Here is a 23,799-nt window from a genome sequence, read left to right on the forward strand (position 1 = left end):
CCGTCTTTTCGCCTGGCGGGCATGAGTTGGTCGCACTTCGTCAACGACGGCGCGGCGAACTTCCTGCCGGGCGTATTGCCCGCCATCCTGATCGGGCTTCACCTGCCAGTGGCGCTGGCCGGCACATTGATGGCCGCGCTGCTGGTCGGGCAGGGCCTGCAACCGTTCGTCGGCCTGGTCGGCGACCGGATCGGCGGGCGTGCATTGAGCCTCGTCGGCCTGGTGGGCTCGTCGCTCGGTGCCGGCCTGGTGGGATGGGTGGCCAGCCCGGCCGCGCTGATGGCCGCGCTCGTGCTGATCGGTGTCTCGAACGCGATGTTCCATCCCCAGGCCCTGGCGGGCGTGCGTCGACTGGCGCAGACACGCCAGGGGCTGGCCATGTCTGTGTTTCTCGTCGGCGGCGAGATCGGGCGGGGTGTCTGGCCGGTGCTGGCCGGGCTGTGCGTGGTGTGGGGCGGTCTGCACTGGCTGGCCTTGCTGGCCTTGCCCGGTTTCGCCAGTGTTTTCCTGCTGGCGCGTTGCGCACCCGCGTTGCCGCGGCGTTCCCTGGATGCCACGCCGATCGCCTGGCGCCGGCACATCGGCGGTCTGTCGCGTCTCGTCGTGTTCTGCGCACTGCGCGCGTTCGTGATCTTTGCCGCGGTCACGCTGTTGCCGCTGATGTGGTCGGCCGATGGCGGATCGCTCACCGCGGGCGCCAGCCTGATCACCGTGCTCCTGGTGGTCGGCGTGATCGGCAATCTCAGCGGCGGCTGGCTTGCCGATCGGCTCGGCTCGCGGGTGCTGCTGATCGGCACCATGCTGCTCAGTGCGTTATGCGCGGCGGCGCTGGGCTTCGTTGGCGGGTTATGGCTGTGGTTGCTCACCGCGATGCTCGGCATCGCCCTGTTCGCCACGCTGCCGCTCACCATCCTGATCGCGCAGGATGTGCTGCCCGAGAATCGTTCGTTCGGCTCCGGCCTGGCGCTGGGGCTGGCCAACGCGCTGGGCGCGGTGGCCGTGATCGGCCTGGGGCCGTTGATCGAGGCGGCGGGCGCATCGGCCGGTTTCCTGCTGGCCGCGGGTGCCGCACTCGCCGCGGCGATGCTGGCGGTCTGGGTGCCGCGACGCGCTCGCGCGCATTGAGCGAGACACGGCGGCCCGCGCAATGGCCAGTGCCCGGGCCGGCCAGGCAATACACAGCCGCTGAATGAGCCGGCATCGGCACTCGCGTGTCACCGGCCGCGGTTTGAGCGGGCGCGGCCATGCGGTAAGGAATAGGCTCTTGGTGAACAGCGATCGCGCCTGCCGCAGGTTCGACGCCCTCGCATGCGCGGGCGAACCGGGGCGCTTCAGCGCCACGGGCCCGTAGGGTTGAGGATGCGTGAGCATCCGAATAATCCTGCCGCCCGGAAGGTTTCTCGTGGCTGTCGTTTGTTTGTGCTGTGGCTGAAATTGACAGGCTCAGGTCAAGCCAAGAGAATACGCCGCTCTCGCCTGCGCAATGCGCGCGATGGGCGATTGGGACACCGATTTGAATGGGGCGTAGCTAAGCGGTAAGGCATCGGCCCGTTTGTGACAGGCGATCCCGTGTACCGCAGGTTCGACGCCCTCGCATGCGAGGGCGAACCGGGGCGCTTCAGCGCCACGGGCCCGCAGGGTGAGGATGCGTGAGCATCCGAATAATCCTGCCGCCCGGAAGGTTTCTCGTGGCTGCCGTTTGTTTGTGCTGTGCCTGAAATTGACAGGCTCAGGTCAAGCCAAGAGAATACGCCGCTCTCGTCTGCGCAATGCGCGCGATGGGCGATTGGGACACTGATTTGAATGGGGCGTAGCCAAGCGGTAAGGCATCGGCCCGTTTGTGACAGGCGATCCCGTGTACCGCAGGTTCGACGCCCTCGCATGCGAGGGCGAACCGGGGCGCTTCAGCGCCACGGGCCCGTAGGGTGAGGATGCGTGAGCATCCGAATAATCCTGCCGCCCGGAAGCATTCTTTCTAAATTGACACGGGTAGGGTTGCAAAACAGAATACCCGGCGTTCTGATTAAACGGTGACCCCCCTATCCGGGTTGCCGTTGTGATTTTACTGGGGCGTAGCCAAGCGGTAAGGCATCGGGTTTTGATCCCGTGTACCGCAGGTTCGAATCCTGCCGCCCCAGCCAATTAGACGTTCGCGTGAGCGGACACAACAGACAGTTGGGGCGGCAGGATGAGCATCCTGCAAGGTTCGACGGTCGCGCGACAGCGCGATCGAATCGTGTCGCGAAGCGACACGAGCCCGAAGGGTGAGGATGCGCAAGCATCCGAATAATCCTGCCGCCCCAGCCAATTTCGACAAAAACGGCGGCAATCCATGGCGGACTCCCGATTGATGGTCTTCACCGGCAACGCCAACCCGGCGTTGGCGCGCGATGTGGCGGGCTATCTCAGGTTGCCGATGGGCAAGGCCAGCGTTGGACGATTCTCGGACGGCGAATGCCAGGTCGAGATCGAGGAGAACGTACGCGGCCGCGATGTGTTTGTGGTGCAGTCGACCTGTCGGCCGACCAACGACACGCTCATGGAACTGCTGATGATGATCGATGCGCTGCATCGCGCATCCGCCGGGCGTATCACCGCGGTCATGCCGTATTTCGGTTATGCGCGCCAGGATCGCCGCCCGCGCAGCGCGCGCGTGCCGATCTCGGCCAAGGTGGCGGCCAGCCTGCTGGGCGCGGTGGGCACCGACCGCGTGCTCACGGTCGACCTGCACGCCGACCAGATCCAGGGGTTCTTCGACATGCCGGTGGACAACGTCTATGCCTCGCCGGTGCTGCTGGGCGATATCTGGCGCCAGAAGGAACGCAGCGACAACCTGATCGTGGTATCGCCCGACGTGGGCGGCGTGGTCCGCGCCCGGGCGCTGGCCAAACGCCTCGACGAGGCGGACCTGGCGATCATCGACAAGCGCCGGCCCAAGGCCAACGAAGCCAAGATCATGAACATCATCGGCGACGTGGCGGGCAAGAGCTGCATCATGGTCGACGATCTGGTGGATACCGCCGGCACGCTGTGCCAGGCGGCCAATGCGCTGAAGGATCAGGGCGCGACCAAGGTGCGAGCCTACGTGACGCACCCGGTGCTGTCCGGCAAGGCGGTGGAGAATATCCGCGATTCCCGCCTCGACGAACTCGTGGTCACCGACACGATCCCGTTGTCGGAAGAGGCCTCGGCCTGCCCCAAGATCCGACAGCTGCATATCGCGCCGCTGCTGGCCGAGACGATCCGGCGCGTGTCGGCCGAGGAGTCGGTGTCGACGCTGTACGTCGACTAGCGTCGATTCCGGCGGTCAATGCGCGCCGCCGATACAATTTTTACCGTGCGCCTCGTGCAATCGGCGACGAAGCGCGTATACTACGCGGTCTTTTAATCCCGGCGGAACAATCGTTGCGCCGTTCGACCATCGACTGTAACCGGCCGCAACCCAACGCCAGCGGCCAGACAAGCTAGCTGGAGCGAATCGATATGGAAGCTTTCGAGCTCAACGCGGAAAAACGCAATGCCACCGGCCGGGCCGAGAACAGGCGCCTGCGCAAGACCGGTCGCGTGCCGGCCATCATCTATGGCGGTAACGGCGATCCGGTGATGCTGTCGTTCAACCACAACGACCTGGTCCATCATCTGGACAACGAGGCGTTCTTCTCGCACATCATCAGGATCAACATCGACGGCGCCCAGGCGGAAGAGGTCGTGCTGCGCGACCTGCAGCGCCACCCGGCCAAGCCGTTCGTCGAGCATGCCGATTTCCTGCGCATTGTCGCGGGCGAGGCGCTGCGCATGAGCGTGCCGCTGCACTTCGTGGGTGAAGAGGAATGCCCGGGTGTGGTCGACGAAGCCGGTGTCATCCAGCACAACATGAATGACATCGAGATCGAGTGCCTGCCGCGCGACCTGCCGGAGTATCTCGAGGTCGATTGCCGCAACCTGCATCTGCACGATGCGGTGCATCTGTCGCAGCTGGTGCTGCCGAACGGTGTCCAGGTCGTTGAGCTGATGGGCGACGAGGAAGAGCAGAACGATCTGACCGTGGTCTCCGTCCAGGTGCCGCGCGCCGCAGTGGAGCTGGAAGCCGAGGACGAGGCCGAGGCAGAAGCCGAAGCGGCGGCCGACGCGGCCGAGGCCGAGGACGAAGACGCCGACGAGGACGGCAAGGAAGAGGGCGACGCGGACAACAGCTGATCGTTGTCCCGCGGCTGTTGGAACGCATCGAATGACCGATGAGTGAACGCATCCGCGCGCTCGTGGCCCTGGGCAATCCCGGCGCCGATCATGCCCGTGACCGGCACAACGCCGGCTTCTGGCTGGCGGACCGGCTGGCCCAGCGCTGGGGTCTTGTCTTTTCCCCGGAGAAGAAGTTCAGGGGCGATCTCGCGCGCGCTGACCGCGCGGGCGAGACGCTCTGGCTGCTCAAGCCGATGACCTTCATGAACGTCAGCGGCGAGGCCATCCAGCCGCTGCTGGCATTTCACAAGATTGAGCCCGCCGAATTGCTGGTCGTGCACGACGAGCTCGACCTGCCGCCGGGGGTGGCCCGGCTCAAGGATGGCGGCGGTCACGGCGGCCACAACGGCCTGCGCGATACCCATCGTGTGATCGGCCCCGGTTATCGACGCCTGCGCATCGGCATCGGCCATCCCGGCCACGCCTCACGGGTGCTGTCGCACGTGCTCGGCAAACCGTCGGCCGATGAACAGGCGGCAATCGACGCCGCCATCGAGGCGGGTGTCGACGCGGTGGAAACAATCATCGAGTCCGGCTGGAACCGCGGCGCCCAGCAGCTTAACTCCCGCAAGCCCTGATTCGATTCCGTCCGCGATCTCGCGGGCGCTCACGAGGTATTTTCCATGGCGCTTCAGATCGGCATCGTCGGCCTGCCCAATGTCGGCAAATCGACCCTGTTCAACGCCCTGACCGCGGCCGAGATCCCGGCCGAGAACTATCCGTTCTGCACCATCGATCCCAATGTGGGCGTGGTCACCGTGCCCGATCCGCGGCTCGACAGACTGGCCGCGATCGCCGCGCCGGAAAAGGTGCTGCCGACGACCATCGAGTTCGTCGATATCGCCGGACTCGTGGCGGGGGCCTCGACAGGGGAAGGGCTCGGCAACCAGTTTCTGGCCAATATCCGCGAGACCGACGCCATCCTGCATGTCGTGCGCTGTTTCGAGAACGACGATGTCATGCATGTCTCGGGGCGCGTGGACCCGATCGCCGACATCGAGACCATCGACACCGAGCTGGCGCTGGCGGATCTGACCACGGTCACCCGGGCGCTGGACCGGGTGTCCAAGGCCGCGAAATCCGGTGACAAGAACGCCAGGCGCCAGGCCGACGTCTATGCCCGTGTGCGCGATCATCTCGATACCGGGGCGCCGGTGCGGGCGCTGGAACTGTCCGAGGACGAGCACGCGGCGCTGCGCGAGCTGCATCTGATCACCGCCAAGCCGGCGTTGTTCGTGGCCAACGTCGACGAGGAGGGGTTCGAGAACAACCCGCTGCTCGATCGTGTGCGCGCGCACGCCGAGGCGCAGAATGCGCGGGTAGTGCCGGTATGCGCCGCGCTGGAAGGCGAGATCGCGCAACTCGACGGCGGCGACAAGCTCGAATTCCTGGCCGAACTGGGCCAGGACGAGCCCGGGCTGAATCGCGTGATCCGCGCCGGCTATGCGCTGCTCGGGCTGCAGACGTTCTTCACGGTCGGGCCCAAGGAGGTCCGGGCCTGGACGGTGCGTGCCGGCTCCACCGCGCCGCAGGCGGCGGGTGTGATCCATACCGACTTCGAGCGCGGCTTCATCCGGGCCGAGGTGATCGGCTACGACGACTACGTCGAGCTTGGCGGTGAGAAAGGCGCCAAGGAAGCCGGCCGCCAGCGGCTCGAAGGCAAGGAGTACCGCATGGCCGAAGGCGATGTGGTGCATTTCCGCTTCAACGTCTGAGCGGATTCCGTATTTTTTGGCCGTTACCGTCTTGACGGAAACGGCCGGGCCGAACATAATCTCGCGCCTTCGCGGCCATGTAGCTCAGGGGTTAGAGCACAGCATTCATAATGCTGGTGTCGCTGGTTCAAATCCAGCCATGGCCACCAAATCGAGACGGTACGCACGGGCATATGTCGCGCCGCTGACCATCGGCATCGGCGACTCCCATACCCGGGCCGGTATCGAGCGTAAAAAGGCCCGGCAGCCCGCCCGGGCCTTTTTCGTATCCGCTCCGAAACGCGCCCCCGGAATAGGGCGGATGGTCGTGTGCGGCCAAGCTGCTAGACTCTGGCGCTACACGGCCAAGCGAGTGTCAACGGGCCCCGATCCCTATGGCGAAGAAATCCGACGGTGGCAAGCGTAAGCCGCTCAAGCTCAAGACCGGGTCATTCGACCGCAACGCGGCGATGGCGCGCATGGGCATGATGGCCGGCGCGTCGTTCGCCACCCACACGGTGGGCAATCTGTTCCGCAACAAGGCCGACCGCGAGGCCCGCAACCGCGAGTTCTATGTCCGGCAGGCCCAGTTCCTGGCCGACGAGCTCGGGCAGCTCAAGGGCAGCGTGATGAAGGTCGGCCAGATGCTGTCGGTGTATGGTCAGTACTTCATGCCGCCGGAGGCGATCGAGGTGCTGCGCAGCCTGCAGGACGACAGCCCGCCGGTGGCCTGGGCGGATCTGGAGCCGGTGGTGATCGAACGGCTCGGGCGCAAACGCCTGGACGAGCTCGAGATCGACCCGGAGCCGCTCGCGGCGGCCTCGCTGGGCCAGGTGCACCGCGCCTGGCGTAAATCCGACGGCCGCGAGCTGTGCGTGAAGGTGCAGTACCCGCGCCTGGCCGATGCCATCGACAGCGATATCCGCACGTTGACCAATATCGTGCGTCTGGCGCGGCTCGTGCCCAAGGGCATGGAGTTGCACTCGGTGATGGAGGAAGTGCGCGAGATGATCTACCGCGAGGTGGATTACGATCGCGAATTGCGCATGACCCGGGAGTTCGGTCAGCGCCTGGCGCACGACGACCGCTACGTGGTGCCGGAGGTATTTCCCGAATACTCGACCGAGACCGTACTGGTGACCTCGTTCGAGGCCGCCGACCACGTGCAGAGCGAGCGCGTGAAGAATCTGTCGCAGGACCGGCGCAATCATCTGAGCGAGTCCGCGCTGGAGCTGTTTTTCCTCGAGTTCTTCAACTGGGGCATCGTCCAGACCGATCCGCATTTCGGCAACTACAAGATCCGGATCAACGACGACGGCGCCGACCAGTTCGTGCTGCTCGATTTCGGCGCGACGCGCGAATTCGCGCCGCGCTTTCTCGGCTCGTACTACGACACGGTGGCGGGCGCTTTCGAGGGCGATCGGCAGAAACTCATCGACGGCGCGATCGGCATCAATCTGCTGCGCCGCGATTCGCCGCAGCGCGTGTTCGACGATTTCGCCAACGTCGGCCTGCTCATCATCGAGCCGTTTCGCGCCGAACCGCCGGCCGAACTGTCGACCCCGGACGGTCGTTACAAGTGGGGCGAGTCCGATCTGTTCTGGCGCGTCTCCAGGGCGGTACAGGATGCGGCCATCTCGCGCTGGTTCCGTATTCCGCCGCGCGAGATCGTGTTCCTGCACCGGCGGCTCGGCGGCGTGTTCGTGCTGCTGTCGGTGCTCGGCGCCCAGATCAACGCGCACGATCTGCTGGGCGCCTATCTGTATCAGGAAAACGGCCGGATCCGGCCCGACGCCTAGCCGAACACCTGGCCGAACGCCGAGTGCGACGCCCACGTGCGGCATGACCGCCGGGGCGCTGTCGCTCGATCAAAACGAAAAGGACGATTCATGAAATTTCAGGAAACCTTCGACTTCGACTATCCGCGCAACGTGATCCTGCGCATGTTCGGAGACGAGGCGTACTACCGCGCCAAGTACGAGAGGATGGGCGGCGAGCCCGAAGTGATCGATACCCAGAGCAGCGAGAATCGCTTCTCGATCACCGTGCGCCACGCGCTCGATGCGGCCCGCCTCAAGTTCCCCGATTTCATCAAGAGCCGGATCGGCGACCATCTGTATCTGCGCCAGACCGATGCCTGGCAGCTGGATCAGGGGCGCGGCCGCCTGGACATCGAGATCGAAAAAGCGCCGGTACAGATCGGGGCCGCCCTGCACCTGACCGACCAGGGCTCGGGCTCGCGTCTGACGCTGGATTTCGATATCAAGGCCTCGGTGCCTCTGTTGGGCGGCAAGATCGAGAAAGCCGTAGCCGGGCCGATCAGCCGACACATGCAGAAGGACCTGAAGCTGACCAACCAGATGGCGGCCGATTACGACTGAGCGGTTTTCGGGTATCTCGCGGGCGGTTCGTTGAAATACGGGTCGGCGAATAAACGCCAAGGAACGCAAATAAAAGACCGTCCGAGCGATAAGGCTCGCTTCGGTCCGAGCACAGTGACCGGCATGCAACGTCGATCCGGTTTTCCGGAACGAAGAGGCCATTGGCGCTGTGCCGGTGGATCGAGCGCTGTGGCCACGCAGGCCTCGACCCGTTGATCTGTTCATTTGCGTTTATTGCGCGTTGACTCGCCGGCTAATTCTTGGAAGAGCTTCGCTCCGACCGCTCCCGCAGGTTCTTCAGTTCATAAAGCCTGGCCAGGGCTTCACGCGGGGTGAGATCGTCGCAGTCGATCTCGTCGAGCAGGTCGTGCACGGGGTCCGGCTGGGTCTCGGCGACCGGTGCCGGCTTCGGCGCCTCGAACAGGCCGAGCTGCGGGCTGCTCGATTCGCGCGACGCGTTTTCCAGTTCGGCCAGGTGCTTCTCGGCCTGGCGGATCACTTTCTTCGGCACCCCCGCGAGGGCGGCGACCTGCAGGCCGAAACTGCGCGAGGCCGGGCCGGGACGGATCGCGTGCAGGAACGCCAGTTTCTGTTCGCCGCCGGCATCGGCGTAGTCCGCCACCTCGAAATGGGCATTCTTCGCGGCCGGCCAGTCGGCCGCGATCTGGGTCAGCTCGAAGTAGTGCGTGGCGAACAGCGTATACGCCCGATTGTGCGTGGCCAGTCGTTCGGCCACCGCCCGGGCCAGCGCCAGGCCGTCGTAGGTGGAGGTGCCGCGGCCGATCTCGTCCAGCAGCACCAGCGACTGTTCGGTGGCGTGGTGCAGAATCTGCGCGGTCTCGCTCATCTCCACCATGAACGTGGACTGGCCGGCCGACAGATCGTCGCCGGCGCCGATGCGCGTGAAAATGCGGTCGAGCGGGCCGATGGTGGCGGAATCGGCGGGCACGAACGAACCGATGTGCGCCATCAGCACGATCAACGCCGTCTGGCGCATGTAGGTCGACTTGCCGCCCATGTTGGGGCCGGTGATCAGCAGCACGCGCGTGTCGTCGTCCAGTTCGGTGTCGTTGGCCACGAACGGCGCGTCGGAAAAGCGCTCGACCACCGGATGGCGGCCGCCGCTGATATGAATGCCGGGTGTGTCGGTCAGCCGGGGCGCGACCCAGCGATAATCCACAGCACAGCGCGCCAGCCCGGCCAGCACGTCCAGCCGCGCCAGGCCATCGGCGATCGACTGCAGGCGCGACATGTGCGTGGCCAGCCGTTCGACCAGTTCCGTATACAGCTGCTTCTCGCGCGCCAGGGCGCGTTCGCGCGCCGACAGCACCTTGTCCTCGAAGGATTTGAGTTCCGGCGTGATATAGCGCTCGACCGCCTTGAGGGTCTGACGGCGCTGGTAGTCGATGGGCGCCTTGTCGGCATGGGTGCGCCCCATTTCGATGTAGTAGCCGTGTACCCGGTTGTAGCCGACCTTGAGCGTGTCCACGCCGGTGCGTTCGCGCTCGCGTGTTTCCAGTTCGGTCAGGTAGCCGTCGGCGTTGGCCGACAGCGCGCGCAATTCGTCGAGCGTGTCGTCGTAGCCGTCGGCGATCACGCCGCCATCGCGCACCACCACCGGCGGCGAGGCCACGATGGCCCGCGCCAGCAGCCCGGCCAGGTCATCGGCGGGGTCGAGCGCGGTATCGATGCCGGCCAGCAACGGCGCATCCAGGCCGGCCAGTTCTTTTTTCAGCCCCGGCAGCCCGGCCAGCGCACCGGCCAGCCCGGACAGATCGCGCGGCCGGGCGGTGCCCAGCGCGATGCGGGTGGCGATGCGCTCGACATCGGCCATCGCGCGCAGCTTGTCGGCGATCGGCACATAGGCGCCGCGCATGAGGGTTTCGATCGCCTGGTGGCGATGGGCCAGCGTGTTGAAGTGGCGCGTCGGCTCGGCCGCCCAGCGCCGCAGTGCGCGGGCGCCCATGGCCGTCGCGCAGCGATCCAGCAGGCCGATCAGACTGTGCCGGGTATCGCCGCTCGCGCTGGCCTCGATTTCCAGATTGCGCCGCGTGGGCCCGTCCAGGATCAGTGTGTCGGTGACGGCATAGGTCCGCATGGACGCGATATGGGCGAGGGCGGTGTGCTGGGTCGCCTCGACATAATCGATCAGAGCGCCGGCCGCGGCGATCGCGCGGGGCATGTCGCCGCAACCGAAGCCGTCGAGCTGGGCCACGCCGAAGAATGCCTCCAGCTTGCGCCGGGCAGACACCGCGTCGAACAGCCAGGCCGGGCGTTCGGTGCGGGCCGTGTCGTTCAGCTTGAGCTCGAGCGTGGACTGATCCGACACCACGATCTCGCTGGGCGAAAGACGCGCCAGCTCGGCGGCCAGCGCGGCTTCGTCGGCGACCTCGGTGACCGCCAGGTCGCCGCGCGCGAGTTCGAGCGCCGCGATACCGATGGCGCGCTTGGCCGGCGCGATGGCCACGATGAGGTTGGCAGTGCGCGCATCCAGCAGGGCATCGTCGGTGACCGTGCCCGGCGTGACCACGCGCACCACTTCGCGCCGCACCGGCCCCTTGGTGCTGCCGGGGGCTTCCATTTGTTCACAGATGGCCACCGATTCGCCGCGCGCGATCAACCGCGCCAGATACGATTCGGCCGCGTGATAGGGCACGCCGGCCATGGGAATCGATACCCCGCCCGACTCGCCGCGCGCGGTAAGCGTGATGTCGAGCAGCTCGGCCGCGCGCTTGGCGTCGTCGAAGAACAGCTCGTAGAAATCGCCCATGCGGTAGAACACCAGCATGTGCGGGTATTCATCCTTGATCGCCAGGTACTGGCGGATCATGGGGGTGTGCGAAGGAGCGTCACTGTTAGACATTAAAATCAATCGGTTATAAGTTTGGACATAGTTCTTTACGGCGAATTCCGGATATTTTTGCCACGTATTGCATGCGCTGCCGAAAGCGCACCGGCTCGCGGTTCCGCTCCATTGCCTGTTCCAGGCGCGCGGCGTGAGATAGCCGTTGATCGGTCCGCTGGCGGGGCCGGGCTTGCGGCGACAGCGGCACCCACCGGTGATCGGCACGTGAATCGATTGGCCGTGTCCGTCCACGCCAATCGTGCCGGTTCGCCCGTCACGTCGCACCATGGTCGCCATTCAGCGGCCACTGTCCGGTTTTGAGCATGAACAGCTCGAACAGGCCGGGAGGCATCGTGCGGTCGCCCGCTTCCCATTGTTGCCATCCGCGCAACGAGGCGCTTACTGTCTGTGCCGCTTCCGTCTGGGTGAGCCCCGCCGCCATGCGGGCTTCGCGGATGGCGGCCGGCGTAGGGCTTTGCTGCTTTTGCGAGTGGGTCATAGGCGCCGACGAGGAGAACCTGTGCGCTTGCACGCAGGATATCTACTCGGCAGTATACGCTCAATGAGCGTATTGGCAATGCTCGTCATCCCGTCCCACTCGTGTGCGCTGGACACGCGACAAGCGCTAGAAGGTGGTGGCTCGGGGCGCGCTTTCGACCCAGTGCTCGAACTCGGTGAGGTTTAGGGAAATGCGGCCGTCCGGCGCTTTGCGCCAGATGCGGCCCGCACCCAGGTTCCATTTTTGACCTTATGGCGCACGGCGTTCCTGCTGTAGCCCGTGACCTTAGTGAATCGCTTGACCAGGACCCATGGGTTGGGATGGCTTATGGGGCCTCCATGGACGGCTACCGTTGAAGCGGCGGCCGAATCGACATGGGAATTATCTCGGTCCTTTGCCGTACACGAAACCCGCATGGGCGTAGATGGGCATAGGGAGGCGTGGTCACACAGTATTTGACCGAGGGTGAGGGCCTGAAAGCGGCCTCCAGTTTACAATAGTTCGGATGGGATATCCCATCGATGCTCCGAGCAGGGGCGAGATCCGACCTGTAAACCATATGCCATTCGGCGCTGTTACATTCAGCGATGTCGCACTCTTTCTCGTGAAATTGGCGCATGGCGAGCATCGACGGGAAGTTGTCGGTAAAGCGGTCAAAGTGTCCTATGTCAAGCGACAGGCGGGCCCATAGCTGATGTCACGAAGACGCCGCGGCCGGGGGTTTCGGCCCCGCCAGATCGAGGAAGGCGGACATGGCGCTGGAGACATAGGCATCGGTGCGGCGGACGAAGAGTGTTTGCACCTGCGCCTGGTCGGGCGCCAACTCATGAATGGAAATCCGGCCCTCCTGCCAGGCGCCGGTGACCACGCCTTTCGGTAGAAGCGTCACGCCCACACCGGCCGACACACAGCTCACGATGGCGTCGAGCGAGCCGAACTCCAGCGGCTTGGCGGTGGCGATGCCCTTGTCGGCCAGAACGGCTTCGAGCCGCTGGCGATAGGAGCACCCGATCTGGAATACGATGGTCTTGAGATCGGAGACCGCCGTCAGAGCGTCCAGTGTCCGGATCGCCGGCGCGGTGACGAGCACCAGTTCCTCTTCGAACACCACCTGCTGATGCAGATCCGGGTGGCTGACGGGGCCGGCGACGAAGGCGCCTTCGAGACGATAGGCGAGCACCTCATCCAGAAGCTTGCGCGTGGTGCCGGTCGAGACCACCAGGCGAACCTGCGGATAGGCCTTGGCGAACGAGGTGAGCATGGGCGACAGGCGCAGCGCGGTCGTCGTCTCCAGGCTGCCGAGAACGAGGGCGCCATTGGGCGCGCCGTCATCCTGCGCGGCGGCGCGTGCATCTGCGAGCAGCTTGGTGAGGCGTCCGGCGAAGGGCAGGATGCGCTGGCCGGCGGGCGTCATGGATACGCCGCGGGCGTGACGTTGAAAAAGAGTCACGCCCAACTCCTCTTCCAGCCCACGAATCCGCGCCGTGACATTCGATTGGACCGTGTGCAGCTCCTGCGCCGCCCGGTTCATGCTGCCGTGCCGTGACACCGCCTCGAACATTCTCATGTCGGATATGTCCATGCCTTAGCTATCTCTCATGGCGATATGGGTTATCTCATATATTCTCTTTTAGAGATTACATGGCCGGCGCTATTCTCTCAAGACCTGATAACCGATAGAGAGATGAGGGCAGCGACGTGCAGGAACGCAACACAGATTCTGCGACGCCGAAGGTGGTGGCTTGGCGGGCGATCCTGTCCGCCTTCTGCGCCTGCCTGATCGGCGTGGGGCTGGCTCGCTTCGCCTATACGCCCCTGCTGCCTGCGCTCGTGGACGCGCATTGGTTCGCGGCGTCGGCTGCCGCCTATCTGGGGGCAGCCAATCTGGCGGGGTATTTGGCGGGTGCCGTCCTGGGCCGGCCGATCGCGTCGCGCGTGCCGACCGTCGTCACGCTCCGGGCAATGATGCTGATCGCGACCGGCACCTTCTTCGCCTGCGCCTTTCCGCTGGGCTTTGCCTGGTTCTTCGTCTGGCGGTTCGCCGCCGGACTGGCTGGTGGCGCACTGATGGTGCTGGCCGCGCCCATCGTCCTTGCCCATGTTCCCGCGGCACGCCGGGGGCTGGCCGGCGGCTTCATCTTCATGGGCGTGGGCGCAGGCGTGGCCGCATCCGGCACGCTCGTCCCCTTGCTGCTGCGGCAAGGCCTTGAGCAGACCTGGCTCGGGCTGGGCGTGGCATCGCTGCTGGCCGTGCTCGTTGGCTGGACCGGGTGGCCGACCCATGACGCTGCGACGGCGCAAGCCGCCCATCGTCCGCGCGGGCCGCAGGTCAGAACGCTGCGGGCGCTCTATGCGGAATATGGGCTGAACGCGGCCGGCTGGGTGCCGCACATGATCTTCCTGGTGGATTTCGTGGCGCGGGGCCTGGGCCAGGGTGTTGCGGCCGGCTCCGACTATTGGGTGCTGTTCGGCCTGGGCGCCACCTTCGGTCCCATTGTGGCGGGCCATCTCGCCGACCGCGCCGGCTTCGGGGCGGCGCTACGGCTGGCGTTTTTGCTGGAAGCTGTCGCCGTCGCCATTCCCGCGTTCGGGTTGGGCTCGGCATGGCTCATCGTATCGAGCGTCATTGTCGGCGCTTTCGTGACCGGGACCGTTCCCCTCGTGCTCGGCCGGATCGGCGAGTTGCTGCCGCACCACCCGGCGGAGCAGAAAGCGGCCTGGAGCGTGGCCACCGTGGCCTTCGCCGTGTGCCAGGCGGCATCGGCCTATGCGCTCTCCTTCGTATTCGCGCAAAGCGGCGAGAATTATCGCCTGTTGTTCCTCATCGGTGCGGCCGCGATGGTGGTGGCCCTGGCGATCGACCTCATCGCGGTGGTGACGGCAACCCGCGCGCCCGAACTCTCGAACCCAAAGATATCGCACTGACAGAAAGGATCAGCCATGAACGCATTGACAACCGCGATCACAGGCACCGAAACAGCGACCGGCGACAGCGCACTGGCTGCGCTGATCGGCTTCTATCGCGCGTTCAATGCGTGCGATCTAGAGGCGCTCGCCGCCAATTGGATGGAAGGTGATGCGCCGAGCATGGACAATCCGATCGGCGGCATCCGGCGCGGCTGGCCCGCCATCCGCGAAGGCTATGCCAAGCTGTTCACCGGACCTGCGCGTGTCGAAGCGGCTTTCCACGATTTCACGAGTCAGGGCGGCAGCGATTGGCATTTGTTCGTCGGCCGCGAGAAGGGAATTTGCATGACGCCCGAAACCACTGTCGATTTGCGCATCCGCACGACGCGCTGGTTCATGAAGGTCGGCGGCGTATGGCGCCAGCTTCATCATCACGGCTCTATCGAGGAGCCAGCGCTGCTTGCCGACTATCAGCGGGCGATCTTCGGCGCGCCGTTGGAAGCGCCGGCCTGAACGGGAGATTATCATGACAGAGGCATCCGATCGTCTTTGCCGCTTGCTGGGTATCGACTGGCCCATCGTTCAGGCACCGATGGCGGGCACATCCACACCCGAGATGGCCGTAGCGGTCTCGAATGCAGGTGGGCTGGGCTCCCTCGGCGTGGGCGCGATCACGGCCAAGGCGGCTGGGGAGGCAATCGCCGCGTTCCGGGCCCGCTCCGGGCGGGCGCTGAATGTCAATGTCTTCTGCCATCGCCCCGCGCAGCCCGATCGCGCGCGCGAAGCGGCTTGGCTGGAACGGTTGCGGCCGGCGTTCGCGGCCGTGAAGGGCACGCCGCCTACCGCCCTCACGGAAATCTATCAGAGCTTCATCGTAGACGAGGCGATGTTCAAGACGATCCTGGCGGCAAAGCCGACGGTTGTGAGCTTCCATTTCGGGCTACCGCCCGATGCGTGGATTCATACCCTTAGAGATGCTGGTATCGTCTTGCTCGCCACGGCGACAAGCCTCGCGGAGGCTCGAGCCAATGTGGCGGCCGGCGTTCAGGTCGTCGTCGCGCAAGGTTATGAAGCCGGCGGGCATCGCGGGCTATTCGATCCTGACAAGCCGGATGACCAGCTTGGGTTATTCGCGCTCACTCGACTTCTAACCCGCAACCTGGATGTGCCGGTGATTGCGGCCGGTGGCATCATGGACGGGGCGGGAATCGCCGCCGCCTTGCAGCTCGGGGCGGGAGCGGCGCAACTCGGCACCGCCTTTGTCGCGACCGATGAATCTGCCGCGGACGTCGGCTATCGCGCCGCACTGTCCAGCGATGCGGCGAACCACACCGTGATGACACGGACGATTTCCGGGCGACCGGCGCGCTGTCTAGCGAACCGATTCACCGACCTCGGGGCAAGCGTCACCCCGCACGACGTTCCAACTTATCCCATCGCCTACGATGCCGGAAAGGCACTCAATGCCGCCGCGAAGGCGTCCGGCGAAACAGGCTATGGCGCGCAATGGGCGGGACAAGGCGCGCCGCTCGCACGGTCGATGTCCGCCGGAAAGCTGGTCGCGACCCTCGTCGATGAGATGACTGGCGCAGGATAACGGCAAGTAACGGCGTCAATGCGAGATGCTTCGGCGCTTTCCGGTTCGGACAATGTCCCTTGACGTGTGCCACGAAGCGACCGGTGGCCTTAAGCAACGGTTGCATGCTGTATCCGAGATGAGGGAGGGCCCCTCGGCATCGCCTTTCAGGAGGAGATGTCAAAGCGCCTCCAGCTGCTGCGGTCAAGAGTCGTGGTGGTGAGCGTGGGGGAAAAGGCAGGCAAGACCTGTCAGGTGCGGGACATTGAGGCGAACGCAAGTGAACCGCTGATGAAGCATCGAAAAGTTATAAGTGATGTCGAAACCGTGGCTGTGTCAAGAGCCCGGGATTCAGCTCGGCAGGTGCCTGATGGCGGGCCGAGCGGCATCCGGTGTATAGGCGGCGTGACGATGTTTCAGGCTCGGATACGGAACGTGGGAACCTGTCGCCTCGATGCCAAGGGAGCGAACCGAGCGGGGATCCCCGCGAGGTTCTGAGTACCGAAGCGAGGCACAGGGGCGGAGTGATCCGTAGTAGTGCTGAGCCGGCTGTAATGGCCGTGGAGCGAAGGGGTCACGTCATTGGGCCTTGGACGTTGCGACAACCGTGATGCGGGAGGATCCGGCGAACAAGGCAAAGCCATTCGAGATACCCAAACGTTGGGTCTGGGAAGGCTTTCAGCAGGTCCGATCCCGCAAGGGATCGCCGGGCTGCGACGGTCAGAGCATAGCGGACTTCGAAGGGGATCTTCGGAATCAGCTCTACAAGCTCTGGAATCGGATGTCGTCGGGCAGTTATATGCCGCCACCGGTGTTGTCGGTCGAGATACCGAAACCCGGAGGCGGTCAGCGTCCGCTGGGCATTCCGACCGTGGCCGACCGGGTGGCTCAGGTGGTGGTCAAACGGGCTTTGGAGCCGGAGCTGGAGCGGCATTTCCATGCCGACTCCTACGGTTACCGCCCCCACAAGAGCGCCTTGGGCGCGATCGAGACTACGCGACAGCGCTGCTGGCGCTATGCGTGGGTTGTCGATCTCGATATCAAGGCTTTCTTCGATACTATCGACCACGATCTGCTGATGCAGGCGGTACGCCACCATACTCAGGAACGCTGGGTGTGTTTGTATATCGAACGGTGGCTGAAAGCTGATCTTATCCTCGCGGATGGAACGCGGGGTCCCGATATATTTGACTGGCATTTGGAAAAGATGTATATATCGTAGTATGGCTACGACAGAACGAAGTAAGTTAAATTCACTCTACACCCGGCTTGCGCCAGGGGTGCCGCTGGCTTCGGAGGACTTGGCGGCGTTGGATATCTCCGCGGACTTGGCTGTCCACTACGTGCGGGCAGGGTGGCTTACCCGGCTGGCTCGCGGCGTGTACTGTCGTCCCAACGACACGTTGGCGTTGCATCCCAGTCTCCTGCTGCTGCAACGCAAGTTCGATGGTCTCCATGTCGGCGGCAAATCCGCGCTCGACTGGTATGGTCTGCGTCAGTACGTCTCACAACAGCCCGTACTGCATCTGTATGGCTGGGAGTCGGGGCACCTGCCGGATTGGTTCACAGAGCGCTTCCCGGCGGAGTATCACCGCAAGCGGCTGTTCGATGAGCTTCCCGATGCTTTACGGCATGTGGGGCCCTTCGAAAAGCGAAACGGAGCGCCGCAGGTTTCCGCACCGGAGAGGGCGCTGCTGGAACTGCTGAGCGATGTGGGCGTACGCCAGCCCCTGCAGGAGGCCCGCGAGCTTGTCGAGAGCAGTTACAGCCTGCGGGTGAGCGTGCTGCTTGAACTGCTGCAGCACTGCAAGAGCGTCAAGACCGTGCGGCTGTGCCTCCAACTCGGTCGAGAGGGGGCACTGCCCTGGGTGGCGAAGCTCGATCCCGCTCAATTGCCGACGGGCAGCGACCGGCCCTGGGTCTCGCAGTCGGGCGATGGCTTGTTGGTGCTCAAGCCATGAACCCGGCCTATCTCGAGACCGCGCGTCTGCTGACGCAGGTTGCGCCGTTCGTATTCGTAGACGACACGTTCGCCTTGAAGGGAGGCACGGCCATCAACCTCTTCGTGCGTGACATGCCGCGCCTGTCGGTGGATCTCGATCTGGTCTTTCCCGACTACACGCTGCCACGCGAGGAAGCACTGGCTCGGATCAATAACGCCATTCGCCAGGCCGCTGAGCGCCTGAACGGGCGAGGGTTCCAGACGCATATGCCTGCGGCCGCCGCGGGCGAGACGAAGCTGCTGGTGCGGAGGGACCGTATCGAGGTCAAAGTTGAGGCCAACTTCGTCATGCGCGGCACAGTGCAGCCGGTACGGCGCGCTTCGCTCACGCCGGCGGCCAGCGACGCGTCGCTGGCCGATCTGGATATCCCTGTCATCTCGCTGGAAGACATGTACGGCGGAAAACTGGTTGCTGCACTGGACCGTCAGCATCCGCGCGACCTGTTCGATGTGATGTAGCTCTTCGCGAACGAGGGCATCACACCGGGAATTCGGCGTGCCTTTGTCGTCTACCTGGCCAGCCACAATCGTCCCGTGCACGAAGTGCTGTTTCCGGCGTTGCGGGACATCCAGTACGACTACACCCACAACTTCGAGGGCATGACTGCCGATCCGGTGTCGCTCGCCGACTTACTGGCGGTGCGGGAGCGGCTGGCGCGCGAGCTTCAAGAAGGCCTGGATGATGAGGAACGTAGATTTCTGTTGTCATTGGTCGCGGGCGCGCCTGAGTGGCCGTTGTTGGGAATCGCCCACCTCAAACAATTGCCGGAATCCGCTGGAAGCTGCGCAACTTAGCCCAATTGCAGAATTCAAATGCGAAGAAGTTTACCGAGCAGGCCGATGCACTGGTCGCCCGACTGGCCTCTGTCACATCAATGGCTGGGGAAGGGGGATAGCATGGATGTACTGTATTTCCTCAAGGAACGCACGAGGATCACTCGCCAGAATTGCGAGCACTCGGCTGCCCGCGGCGCTCCCGCCGACGCCGCAAATGCTCTTTCCACGCCGCCGTGCGGTCACGAATGAAATCGCTCACTTGCGCCGCTGACGTTAATGGCGGGGTGGCCTGCTCGTAGTGCCCTTGCTCGCTTCTGAGAGGCAGCGCGGCGACCCGGTCCGCATGGATTTTGTCGAGCTTGGAGGGTATCGAGGAATTCGGATGATGCGCCGACGACACCGGCACCTTGACGCCCTTGAGCGGATCGTCGGTGCGGGGGCGGGTGAGCGTCAGCACATCGGCGAGTGAGGCCGCGGCCTTGTCGCGCTCGGTAAGCGGCGTCGTACCCCAGCGCTCGTGAATCGTTGCCAGGATCGACGTATGGTCGATCCGTCCGGTTTTCGCACGAAAGACCGTATTCTCTTCGATCAACGGCGAGACGAGCACGGCGGGCACGCGCACGCCGAAGCGGCTGAAGTCGAAACCCTGTTCGCCCACGGTGCCGTCGTTGGGCGGCGTCGCATCCGCCGGTGGCGCCACGTGGTCGTAGTTGCCGCCATGCTCGTCGTAGGTGATGACGAGCAGCGTGGATGCCCAGCTCTTGCCGTTGCGCACCGCGTAGTAGGCGTCGTGAATCAATTGCTCGCCGGCTGCCACGTTATAGTTCGGATGCTGGCTGTTGCCCGTTGCGCCCCAACTCGGTTCGAGGAAGGTGAAGGGTGGCAGCTTGCCCGCTGCGGCACGCGCCTGGAAGTCGCGGAAATGCCCGAAGTGCGCCTCGTCGGCATGCTGGGTATCGGGGAAGTCGTGGCGCGTGAGCGGGTCGCGGTTGTACCCGTATATCGCCCAGTCGAGTTGCTTGTCCGAAAGCCGGCCGAAGATGCTCGGGCAAGTGAAAATCTTGACGTGATCGTCGAGATGGCCCTGCGACGTGGCGGCGAGCGTGAACGCCCGGTTGGGGATCGTCATGGTGGGAACGGACGCGAACCACGCATCGCACACGGCATAGCCGCGCGCGAGTCCCGAAAGAACGGGCAACAGTTCGGGCGTGTACATGCCCATGATCTGCGACGCCTCGGTGCCCGGCAACGTGTCCTTGTAATGCCTGGCAAGGTCCGAGGCGATCGCCGATTTGAAGTTCAGCACGAAGCCCTTGTTCGTGGGCACGTCGCCGGGAGCCGGGTCGTCGTTCGAATACAGCTGATAGTTGGTGTTCAGGAAGCCCTCGCCCGGATCGGCGCCGGGCATCAGATAGACGTGGGGGTCGTCCTCCTTGATCTTGTACACGGCAATCTCGCGTCCATGACCGTCGGGATTCCACTCCTTCCCCGTGAGCCCGTCGAAGTGGTCGACGGCGGCGGGCCGATCGTCGCTATAGAGAAAACCGAGCATCTGATCGAACGACCGGTTTTCCAGCATGAGTACGACGATGTGCTCGATCTTCTTGAGTTGGTGGGTCACGGCTTGATCTCCCGGAAGAAGTTCGACGTTCGCGCCAGGTGTTTCACGCAACCACACCGGCGTTACCTTGAAGCTCGCGCGCAGACGTGCGCCGCCCTGATGCACAAGGCTCCTCGGATTGCGTGATGATTGTATGAAGGATCTGTGCTTCGCGAGCTTGCGGTAAGCCGGCACGTCCCCTGTGAGCGAATATGAAAGACGGCTATTGGCGGCGGGTCGGTTTGCCGCCGGTCCATGTGACGAGACTCGCCCTCAAATTTCGCAGCGCTCGCCAAGTAAGCGAGCAATTCACGGGCGACTCCGCACGCCATCGAGCAAGGTACGCGCAACGAGTTGGGGGACGTCCGCAGGCGATTCCGGGCCAGCCAGACCGTCGATCAGCAGCATGGTCAGCCCATGCACCAGGGACCAGGCGGTGAGGACCAGACGGTCCCGTTCCGCTGTCGTGTTTTCGCGCACCGCAAACCGCCCTGTCCGTATCCCGCGGGCGACAACCTCGACCAGAACCGCCTTCGCCGCTTCCGAGGCTTCGGCCACCGTCGCCGGGATCTCACATCCCCCGGCGAGAAGGTCCGACCCGAACATCAGCCGGTAACGGGCCGGATTGTCCGTTCCGAACCGGACATACGCCACGCCGGTCGTCAACAACGCGGCCTCCGGCCCCTCCGTTGCGTCCGCGGCCTCGACCAGTCGTTCCCGCAGGGCCTTGTAGCCGACTGCCGCGAGCTCCGCGAGCAGGTCGCGCTTCTCCGGGAAGTGGCGATAGGGCGCGTTGTGGCTGACGCCGGCTCGCCGGGCGACTTGCCGCAGCGAGAAATCCCAGTTCTGCTCCTCTGTGACCAGGCCCAGAGCTGCCTCGACCAGGGCGCGGCGGAGATCCCCATGGTGATAGGTGGATGGCTGATTGGTGTCTGGAGAAAGGGAGACACAAGCTTTGCGTCGGCTCATGTTGACGGCGCCCACATTTAAGACTAAGTTGACAGCGACAACATAAATCAACCGTGGCAGAAAGTCATGAACCGGATGACCGACGTTATTGCAGAGCGCGTCTGCGCGGAGATGGAGGGAGAGACCGTGGTCTTTCTTATTGGGATGCGTATCAACAAGCTCTGGAAGGTGTGGAAGTGGTTTCCGGTGCTGGCGGCGATGCCGCGGATGCTGCGGGAACTTGCCGCGCAACCCGAGCTCGGCCTGCTGCACGCCCGCGCCCAGTTCGGTCTGCGCAATTTGTGGGTGGTGCAATACTGGCAGAGTGCCGAACATCTGCGGGCCTATGCGAAAGCGGCCGGTCAGGCCCATTTGCCGGCCTGGCAGGCCTTCAACGCCAGCATCGGCACCGGTGGCGATGTCGGGATCTGGCACGAGACGTATGTAGTGCCGCCGGGCCATGCGGAATCGGTCTACGTGAACATGCCGCGTTTCGGCCTGGGCCGGGCCGGACAGCTGTTTCCGGCCACGGGGCGACGAGCCAGCGCGGCAAAGCGCCTCAGCGCTCTGCGGTCACCGCCGCAAAAGCAACCGCCGTCCTCGGTCTAGCCGATATTTCCCGGGCCCCCGAGTCGATGACGGGCTCGGGCGGTCCCTGCACGGTGTTCACGACCATGAGTTCGATGAGACCCACATGGAGCTGGAAACGCTGAACGGTCATGCGCTTGCGATGTCGAGAGGACAAAGGGAGGCGCCCTTCGGTCGCGTTAAAGGGTCCAGCCTCGTGCGGCAGCGCGTGAGAGATTGGTGCGAATGACACGCCGGTGGAACGGTGCGATGACGCACAGGTAAGCCTTCCCAAGGCGGTTGTGGCAGCGTGCCACCGTGGTTGCGACGAGCTCGGCATCCCCGCTCTCCGCATGGCGTCGCATCAGTACGGAGCCCCTGAAGTCGAGGTGCCGATCGTCCTCGCCGACGATGACTTCGTTGTCGGAGACCGCGAGAACTCGAAAAAAGTCGATGTGGTCCATACCCTCCGCCGCGGCCGCGTCCCGCAGGTATCTGGATGTCTTGACCCCGAACCCGGCGACCAGGATGTCCCGAAGGGTGATCAGGACCCTGAACCCGATTGGCGGATGCCCGAGCACGCATTTTGTCAGGTGAAGAATACCCTGCGATGCGAAGCGCTCCGGCACGGTGATCATGAAGGCGTCGGCGAGATCGGCATCGTGCAGCCAATCCGAGATCAGACTCCGGTCGGGGCAGGGCACTTCTCTGACATGCGCAACCATCGGCTTAGTCCTCGGTACATGCGACGCGTGACCTACGGCGGATCATTACATGCGCGCCCGTTCTAAGGATTGATCGGCCGTTTCGCCGGCATTCTGGCGACCGTATTGCCGGGGCGAACAGTGCATGATGCGCTTGAATGCGGCGCTGAAGGATTTTTCGGATTCGTATCCCAGAGCGGCTCCGATCTGCGACAGCGACTGGCGCGAATGGGTCAGGCGGTCGGCGGCCAGCAGCATCCGCCAACGCGTCAGGTACGACATGGGCGTCATTCCGACAACCTCCTTGAACTTCAACGCGAAGGCGGTACGCGACATCGCGGCTTCGCCAGCCAGTCTCTCGAGCGTCCAGCGCTCACCGGGCGCACGATGGAACGCGGTGACGGCGGCGCGCAGCCGCGCGTCGGCCAGGGCGGACAGCCAGCCGGTCCGCTGCTCTGCCGGCGTTTGCGAGAGATGAACGCGCAGGGCCTCGACCAGAACCAGGGTCGCCAGTTGCTGCGCCACGATGAAATCGCCCGGCAGGCCGTCGGCCAATTCCCGCCGCATGCGCTCGACACACCAGCGCAGCGTCGCGCTGTTGGCGGTGTCGTGGATGTGAAGAATCGACGGCAGGGTACCCAGAAGCAGATCCGCCTGCCCCGCCGAAAGAGTGAAGTAGCCGCCGACGCTGAGAAAATCGCCGCCGCCGTTGTGGGTGACGATGCGGCCGTCGGCCACCGGCGGCAGGAGGCTTTGCACGTCGACCGGCGTGATCGAGGGATCGCTCGAGATCCTGAACGCCTTGCCATGCGGCAGCAGAAAACATTCCCCCGCCTTGATCCGTAGCGGCCCGGGCGTGTCTTCGACCGAGACCCAGCAGGCACCGGCGGCGACCGCATGAAACTTGATGCCGTCATGCTGGCCGAACTGCACCGCAAAATCGCCGCCGGCGTCAAACCCGCCGGAGACGTAGCTACGCAGCTTTAACAGCCAGAGAAGGTCAGAGAGAGGATCCAATCCGAAGGCTCTGAACGATTGGTGGTTATATTGGGACTCTAAG

Annotated in this window: 20 protein-coding genes, 2 tRNA genes, 1 other RNA gene and 1 pseudogene; 17 read left to right on the forward strand and 7 right to left on the reverse strand. The window is 64.4% G+C overall.

The window, feature by feature from the left end; genetic code table 11:
• Nucleotides 1-21 precede the first annotated feature (21 nt).
• The 10 genes from ACS8Y6_RS07665 to ACS8Y6_RS07710 all read left to right on the forward strand — a co-directional run bounded on the left by ACS8Y6_RS07665 (nucleotide 22) and on the right by ACS8Y6_RS07710 (nucleotide 8,314).
• The gene (locus tag ACS8Y6_RS07665; protein ID WP_440850577.1) at nucleotides 22-1,125 is read left to right on the forward strand and encodes an MFS transporter; all 1,104 of its coding nucleotides are present in this window, start codon (nucleotides 22-24) and stop codon (nucleotides 1,123-1,125) included.
• Between the two features lie 941 nt (nucleotides 1,126-2,066).
• Nucleotides 2,067-2,141, forward strand: a tRNA-Gln gene (locus tag ACS8Y6_RS07670).
• Nucleotides 2,142-2,167: 26 nt separating this feature from the next.
• Nucleotides 2,168-2,307: non-coding RNA, RtT sRNA (locus ACS8Y6_RS07675), on the forward strand.
• Nucleotides 2,308-2,332: 25 nt separating this feature from the next.
• Nucleotides 2,333-3,292, forward strand: coding sequence for a ribose-phosphate diphosphokinase (locus ACS8Y6_RS07680; RefSeq protein ID WP_440850576.1), 960 nt, complete (start codon nucleotides 2,333-2,335; stop codon nucleotides 3,290-3,292).
• A gap of 191 nt (nucleotides 3,293-3,483) precedes the next feature.
• Nucleotides 3,484-4,197 (forward strand): 50S ribosomal protein L25/general stress protein Ctc, encoded by a 714-nt coding sequence (locus ACS8Y6_RS07685; protein ID WP_440850575.1) that lies wholly within the window; start codon nucleotides 3,484-3,486, stop codon nucleotides 4,195-4,197.
• Between the two features lie 38 nt (nucleotides 4,198-4,235).
• On the forward strand, nucleotides 4,236-4,817 hold the full coding sequence (gene pth, locus ACS8Y6_RS07690; RefSeq protein ID WP_440855307.1) for an aminoacyl-tRNA hydrolase: 582 nt from the start codon (nucleotides 4,236-4,238) through the stop codon (nucleotides 4,815-4,817).
• 45 nt (nucleotides 4,818-4,862) lie between these two features.
• Nucleotides 4,863-5,954 carry a redox-regulated ATPase YchF gene (gene ychF / locus ACS8Y6_RS07695; RefSeq protein WP_440850573.1) on the forward strand — a complete coding sequence of 364 codons (1,092 nt, stop codon included), beginning with the start codon at nucleotides 4,863-4,865 and terminating at the stop codon, nucleotides 5,952-5,954.
• Between the two features lie 73 nt (nucleotides 5,955-6,027).
• Nucleotides 6,028-6,103, forward strand: a tRNA-Met gene (locus ACS8Y6_RS07700).
• Between the two features lie 225 nt (nucleotides 6,104-6,328).
• Nucleotides 6,329-7,732, forward strand: coding sequence for an ABC1 kinase family protein (locus tag ACS8Y6_RS07705; protein ID WP_440855308.1), 1,404 nt, complete (start codon nucleotides 6,329-6,331; stop codon nucleotides 7,730-7,732).
• Between the two features lie 90 nt (nucleotides 7,733-7,822).
• Nucleotides 7,823-8,314: a DUF2505 domain-containing protein gene (locus ACS8Y6_RS07710; protein WP_440855309.1), complete on the forward strand. Its 492-nt coding sequence runs from the start codon at nucleotides 7,823-7,825 to the stop codon at nucleotides 8,312-8,314.
• A gap of 253 nt (nucleotides 8,315-8,567) precedes the next feature.
• Here ACS8Y6_RS07710 and mutS read toward each other — a convergent pair whose 3' ends face one another.
• From mutS to ACS8Y6_RS07725, 3 genes are all read right to left on the reverse strand, one after another.
• Complete coding sequence (gene mutS / locus ACS8Y6_RS07715) at nucleotides 8,568-11,144, reverse strand: DNA mismatch repair protein MutS (RefSeq protein WP_440855310.1); 2,577 nt, start codon at nucleotides 11,142-11,144, stop codon at nucleotides 8,568-8,570.
• A gap of 289 nt (nucleotides 11,145-11,433) precedes the next feature.
• Entirely contained in the window at nucleotides 11,434-11,658 is a 225-nt protein-coding gene (locus tag ACS8Y6_RS07720; protein ID WP_440855311.1) for an XRE family transcriptional regulator, read from the reverse strand.
• 697 nt (nucleotides 11,659-12,355) lie between these two features.
• Nucleotides 12,356-13,240 (reverse strand): LysR family transcriptional regulator, encoded by an 885-nt coding sequence (locus ACS8Y6_RS07725; protein ID WP_440855312.1) that lies wholly within the window; start codon nucleotides 13,238-13,240, stop codon nucleotides 12,356-12,358.
• Nucleotides 13,241-13,356: 116 nt separating this feature from the next.
• Between ACS8Y6_RS07725 and ACS8Y6_RS07730 the strand changes: the two genes are divergently transcribed.
• The 6 genes and pseudogenes from ACS8Y6_RS07730 (at nucleotide 13,357) to ACS8Y6_RS07755 (ending at nucleotide 19,039) form a co-directional block, all read left to right on the forward strand.
• Entirely contained in the window at nucleotides 13,357-14,583 is a 1,227-nt protein-coding gene (locus ACS8Y6_RS07730; protein WP_440855313.1) for a YbfB/YjiJ family MFS transporter, read from the forward strand.
• 15 nt (nucleotides 14,584-14,598) lie between these two features.
• Complete coding sequence (locus ACS8Y6_RS07735) at nucleotides 14,599-15,078, forward strand: YybH family protein (RefSeq protein ID WP_440855314.1); 480 nt, start codon at nucleotides 14,599-14,601, stop codon at nucleotides 15,076-15,078.
• Between the two features lie 13 nt (nucleotides 15,079-15,091).
• Complete coding sequence (locus ACS8Y6_RS07740) at nucleotides 15,092-16,162, forward strand: NAD(P)H-dependent flavin oxidoreductase (protein WP_440855315.1); 1,071 nt, start codon at nucleotides 15,092-15,094, stop codon at nucleotides 16,160-16,162.
• 589 nt (nucleotides 16,163-16,751) lie between these two features.
• On the forward strand, nucleotides 16,752-17,363 hold the full coding sequence (locus tag ACS8Y6_RS07745; RefSeq protein ID WP_440855316.1) for a reverse transcriptase domain-containing protein: 612 nt from the start codon (nucleotides 16,752-16,754) through the stop codon (nucleotides 17,361-17,363).
• Between the two features lies 1 nt (nucleotide 17,364).
• Complete coding sequence (locus tag ACS8Y6_RS07750; RefSeq protein WP_440855317.1) at nucleotides 17,365-18,102, forward strand: type IV toxin-antitoxin system AbiEi family antitoxin domain-containing protein; 738 nt, start codon at nucleotides 17,365-17,367, stop codon at nucleotides 18,100-18,102.
• Nucleotides 18,099-19,039, forward strand: a pseudogene (locus ACS8Y6_RS07755) (nucleotidyl transferase AbiEii/AbiGii toxin family protein). The gene ACS8Y6_RS07750 and the pseudogene ACS8Y6_RS07755 overlap by 4 nt, the downstream one beginning before the upstream one ends.
• A 38-nt stretch (nucleotides 19,040-19,077) precedes the next feature.
• On the opposite strand, the gene ACS8Y6_RS07760 reads toward ACS8Y6_RS07755, so the two are convergent.
• Together ACS8Y6_RS07760 and ACS8Y6_RS07765 are read right to left on the reverse strand one after the other, a co-directional pair.
• The gene (locus ACS8Y6_RS07760; RefSeq protein ID WP_440855334.1) at nucleotides 19,078-20,541 is read right to left on the reverse strand and encodes an alkaline phosphatase family protein; all 1,464 of its coding nucleotides are present in this window, start codon (nucleotides 20,539-20,541) and stop codon (nucleotides 19,078-19,080) included.
• 288 nt (nucleotides 20,542-20,829) lie between these two features.
• A complete protein-coding gene (locus tag ACS8Y6_RS07765) occupies nucleotides 20,830-21,489 on the reverse strand; it encodes a TetR/AcrR family transcriptional regulator (RefSeq protein ID WP_440855318.1) in 660 nt (219 codons plus the stop codon).
• A 66-nt stretch (nucleotides 21,490-21,555) separates the two neighbouring features.
• On the opposite strand from ACS8Y6_RS07765, the gene ACS8Y6_RS07770 reads away from it, so the two are divergent.
• Nucleotides 21,556-22,077 (forward strand): DUF4188 domain-containing protein, encoded by a 522-nt coding sequence (locus ACS8Y6_RS07770; RefSeq protein WP_440855319.1) that lies wholly within the window; start codon nucleotides 21,556-21,558, stop codon nucleotides 22,075-22,077.
• Between the two features lie 158 nt (nucleotides 22,078-22,235).
• Here ACS8Y6_RS07770 and ACS8Y6_RS07775 read toward each other — a convergent pair whose 3' ends face one another.
• Together ACS8Y6_RS07775 and ACS8Y6_RS07780 are read right to left on the reverse strand one after the other, a co-directional pair.
• Nucleotides 22,236-22,760: a DUF2867 domain-containing protein gene (locus tag ACS8Y6_RS07775; RefSeq protein WP_440855320.1), complete on the reverse strand. Its 525-nt coding sequence runs from the start codon at nucleotides 22,758-22,760 to the stop codon at nucleotides 22,236-22,238.
• A gap of 45 nt (nucleotides 22,761-22,805) precedes the next feature.
• Nucleotides 22,806-23,756, reverse strand: a complete 951-nt coding sequence (locus ACS8Y6_RS07780; protein WP_440855335.1) for an AraC family transcriptional regulator — start codon at nucleotides 23,754-23,756, stop codon at nucleotides 22,806-22,808.
• Nucleotides 23,757-23,799: the final 43 nt, after the last annotated feature.

Origin of the sequence: Salinisphaera sp. RV14 (assembly GCF_052044135.1) — a bacterium.
Taxonomy (GTDB): Bacteria; Pseudomonadota; Gammaproteobacteria; order Nevskiales; family Salinisphaeraceae; genus Salinisphaera.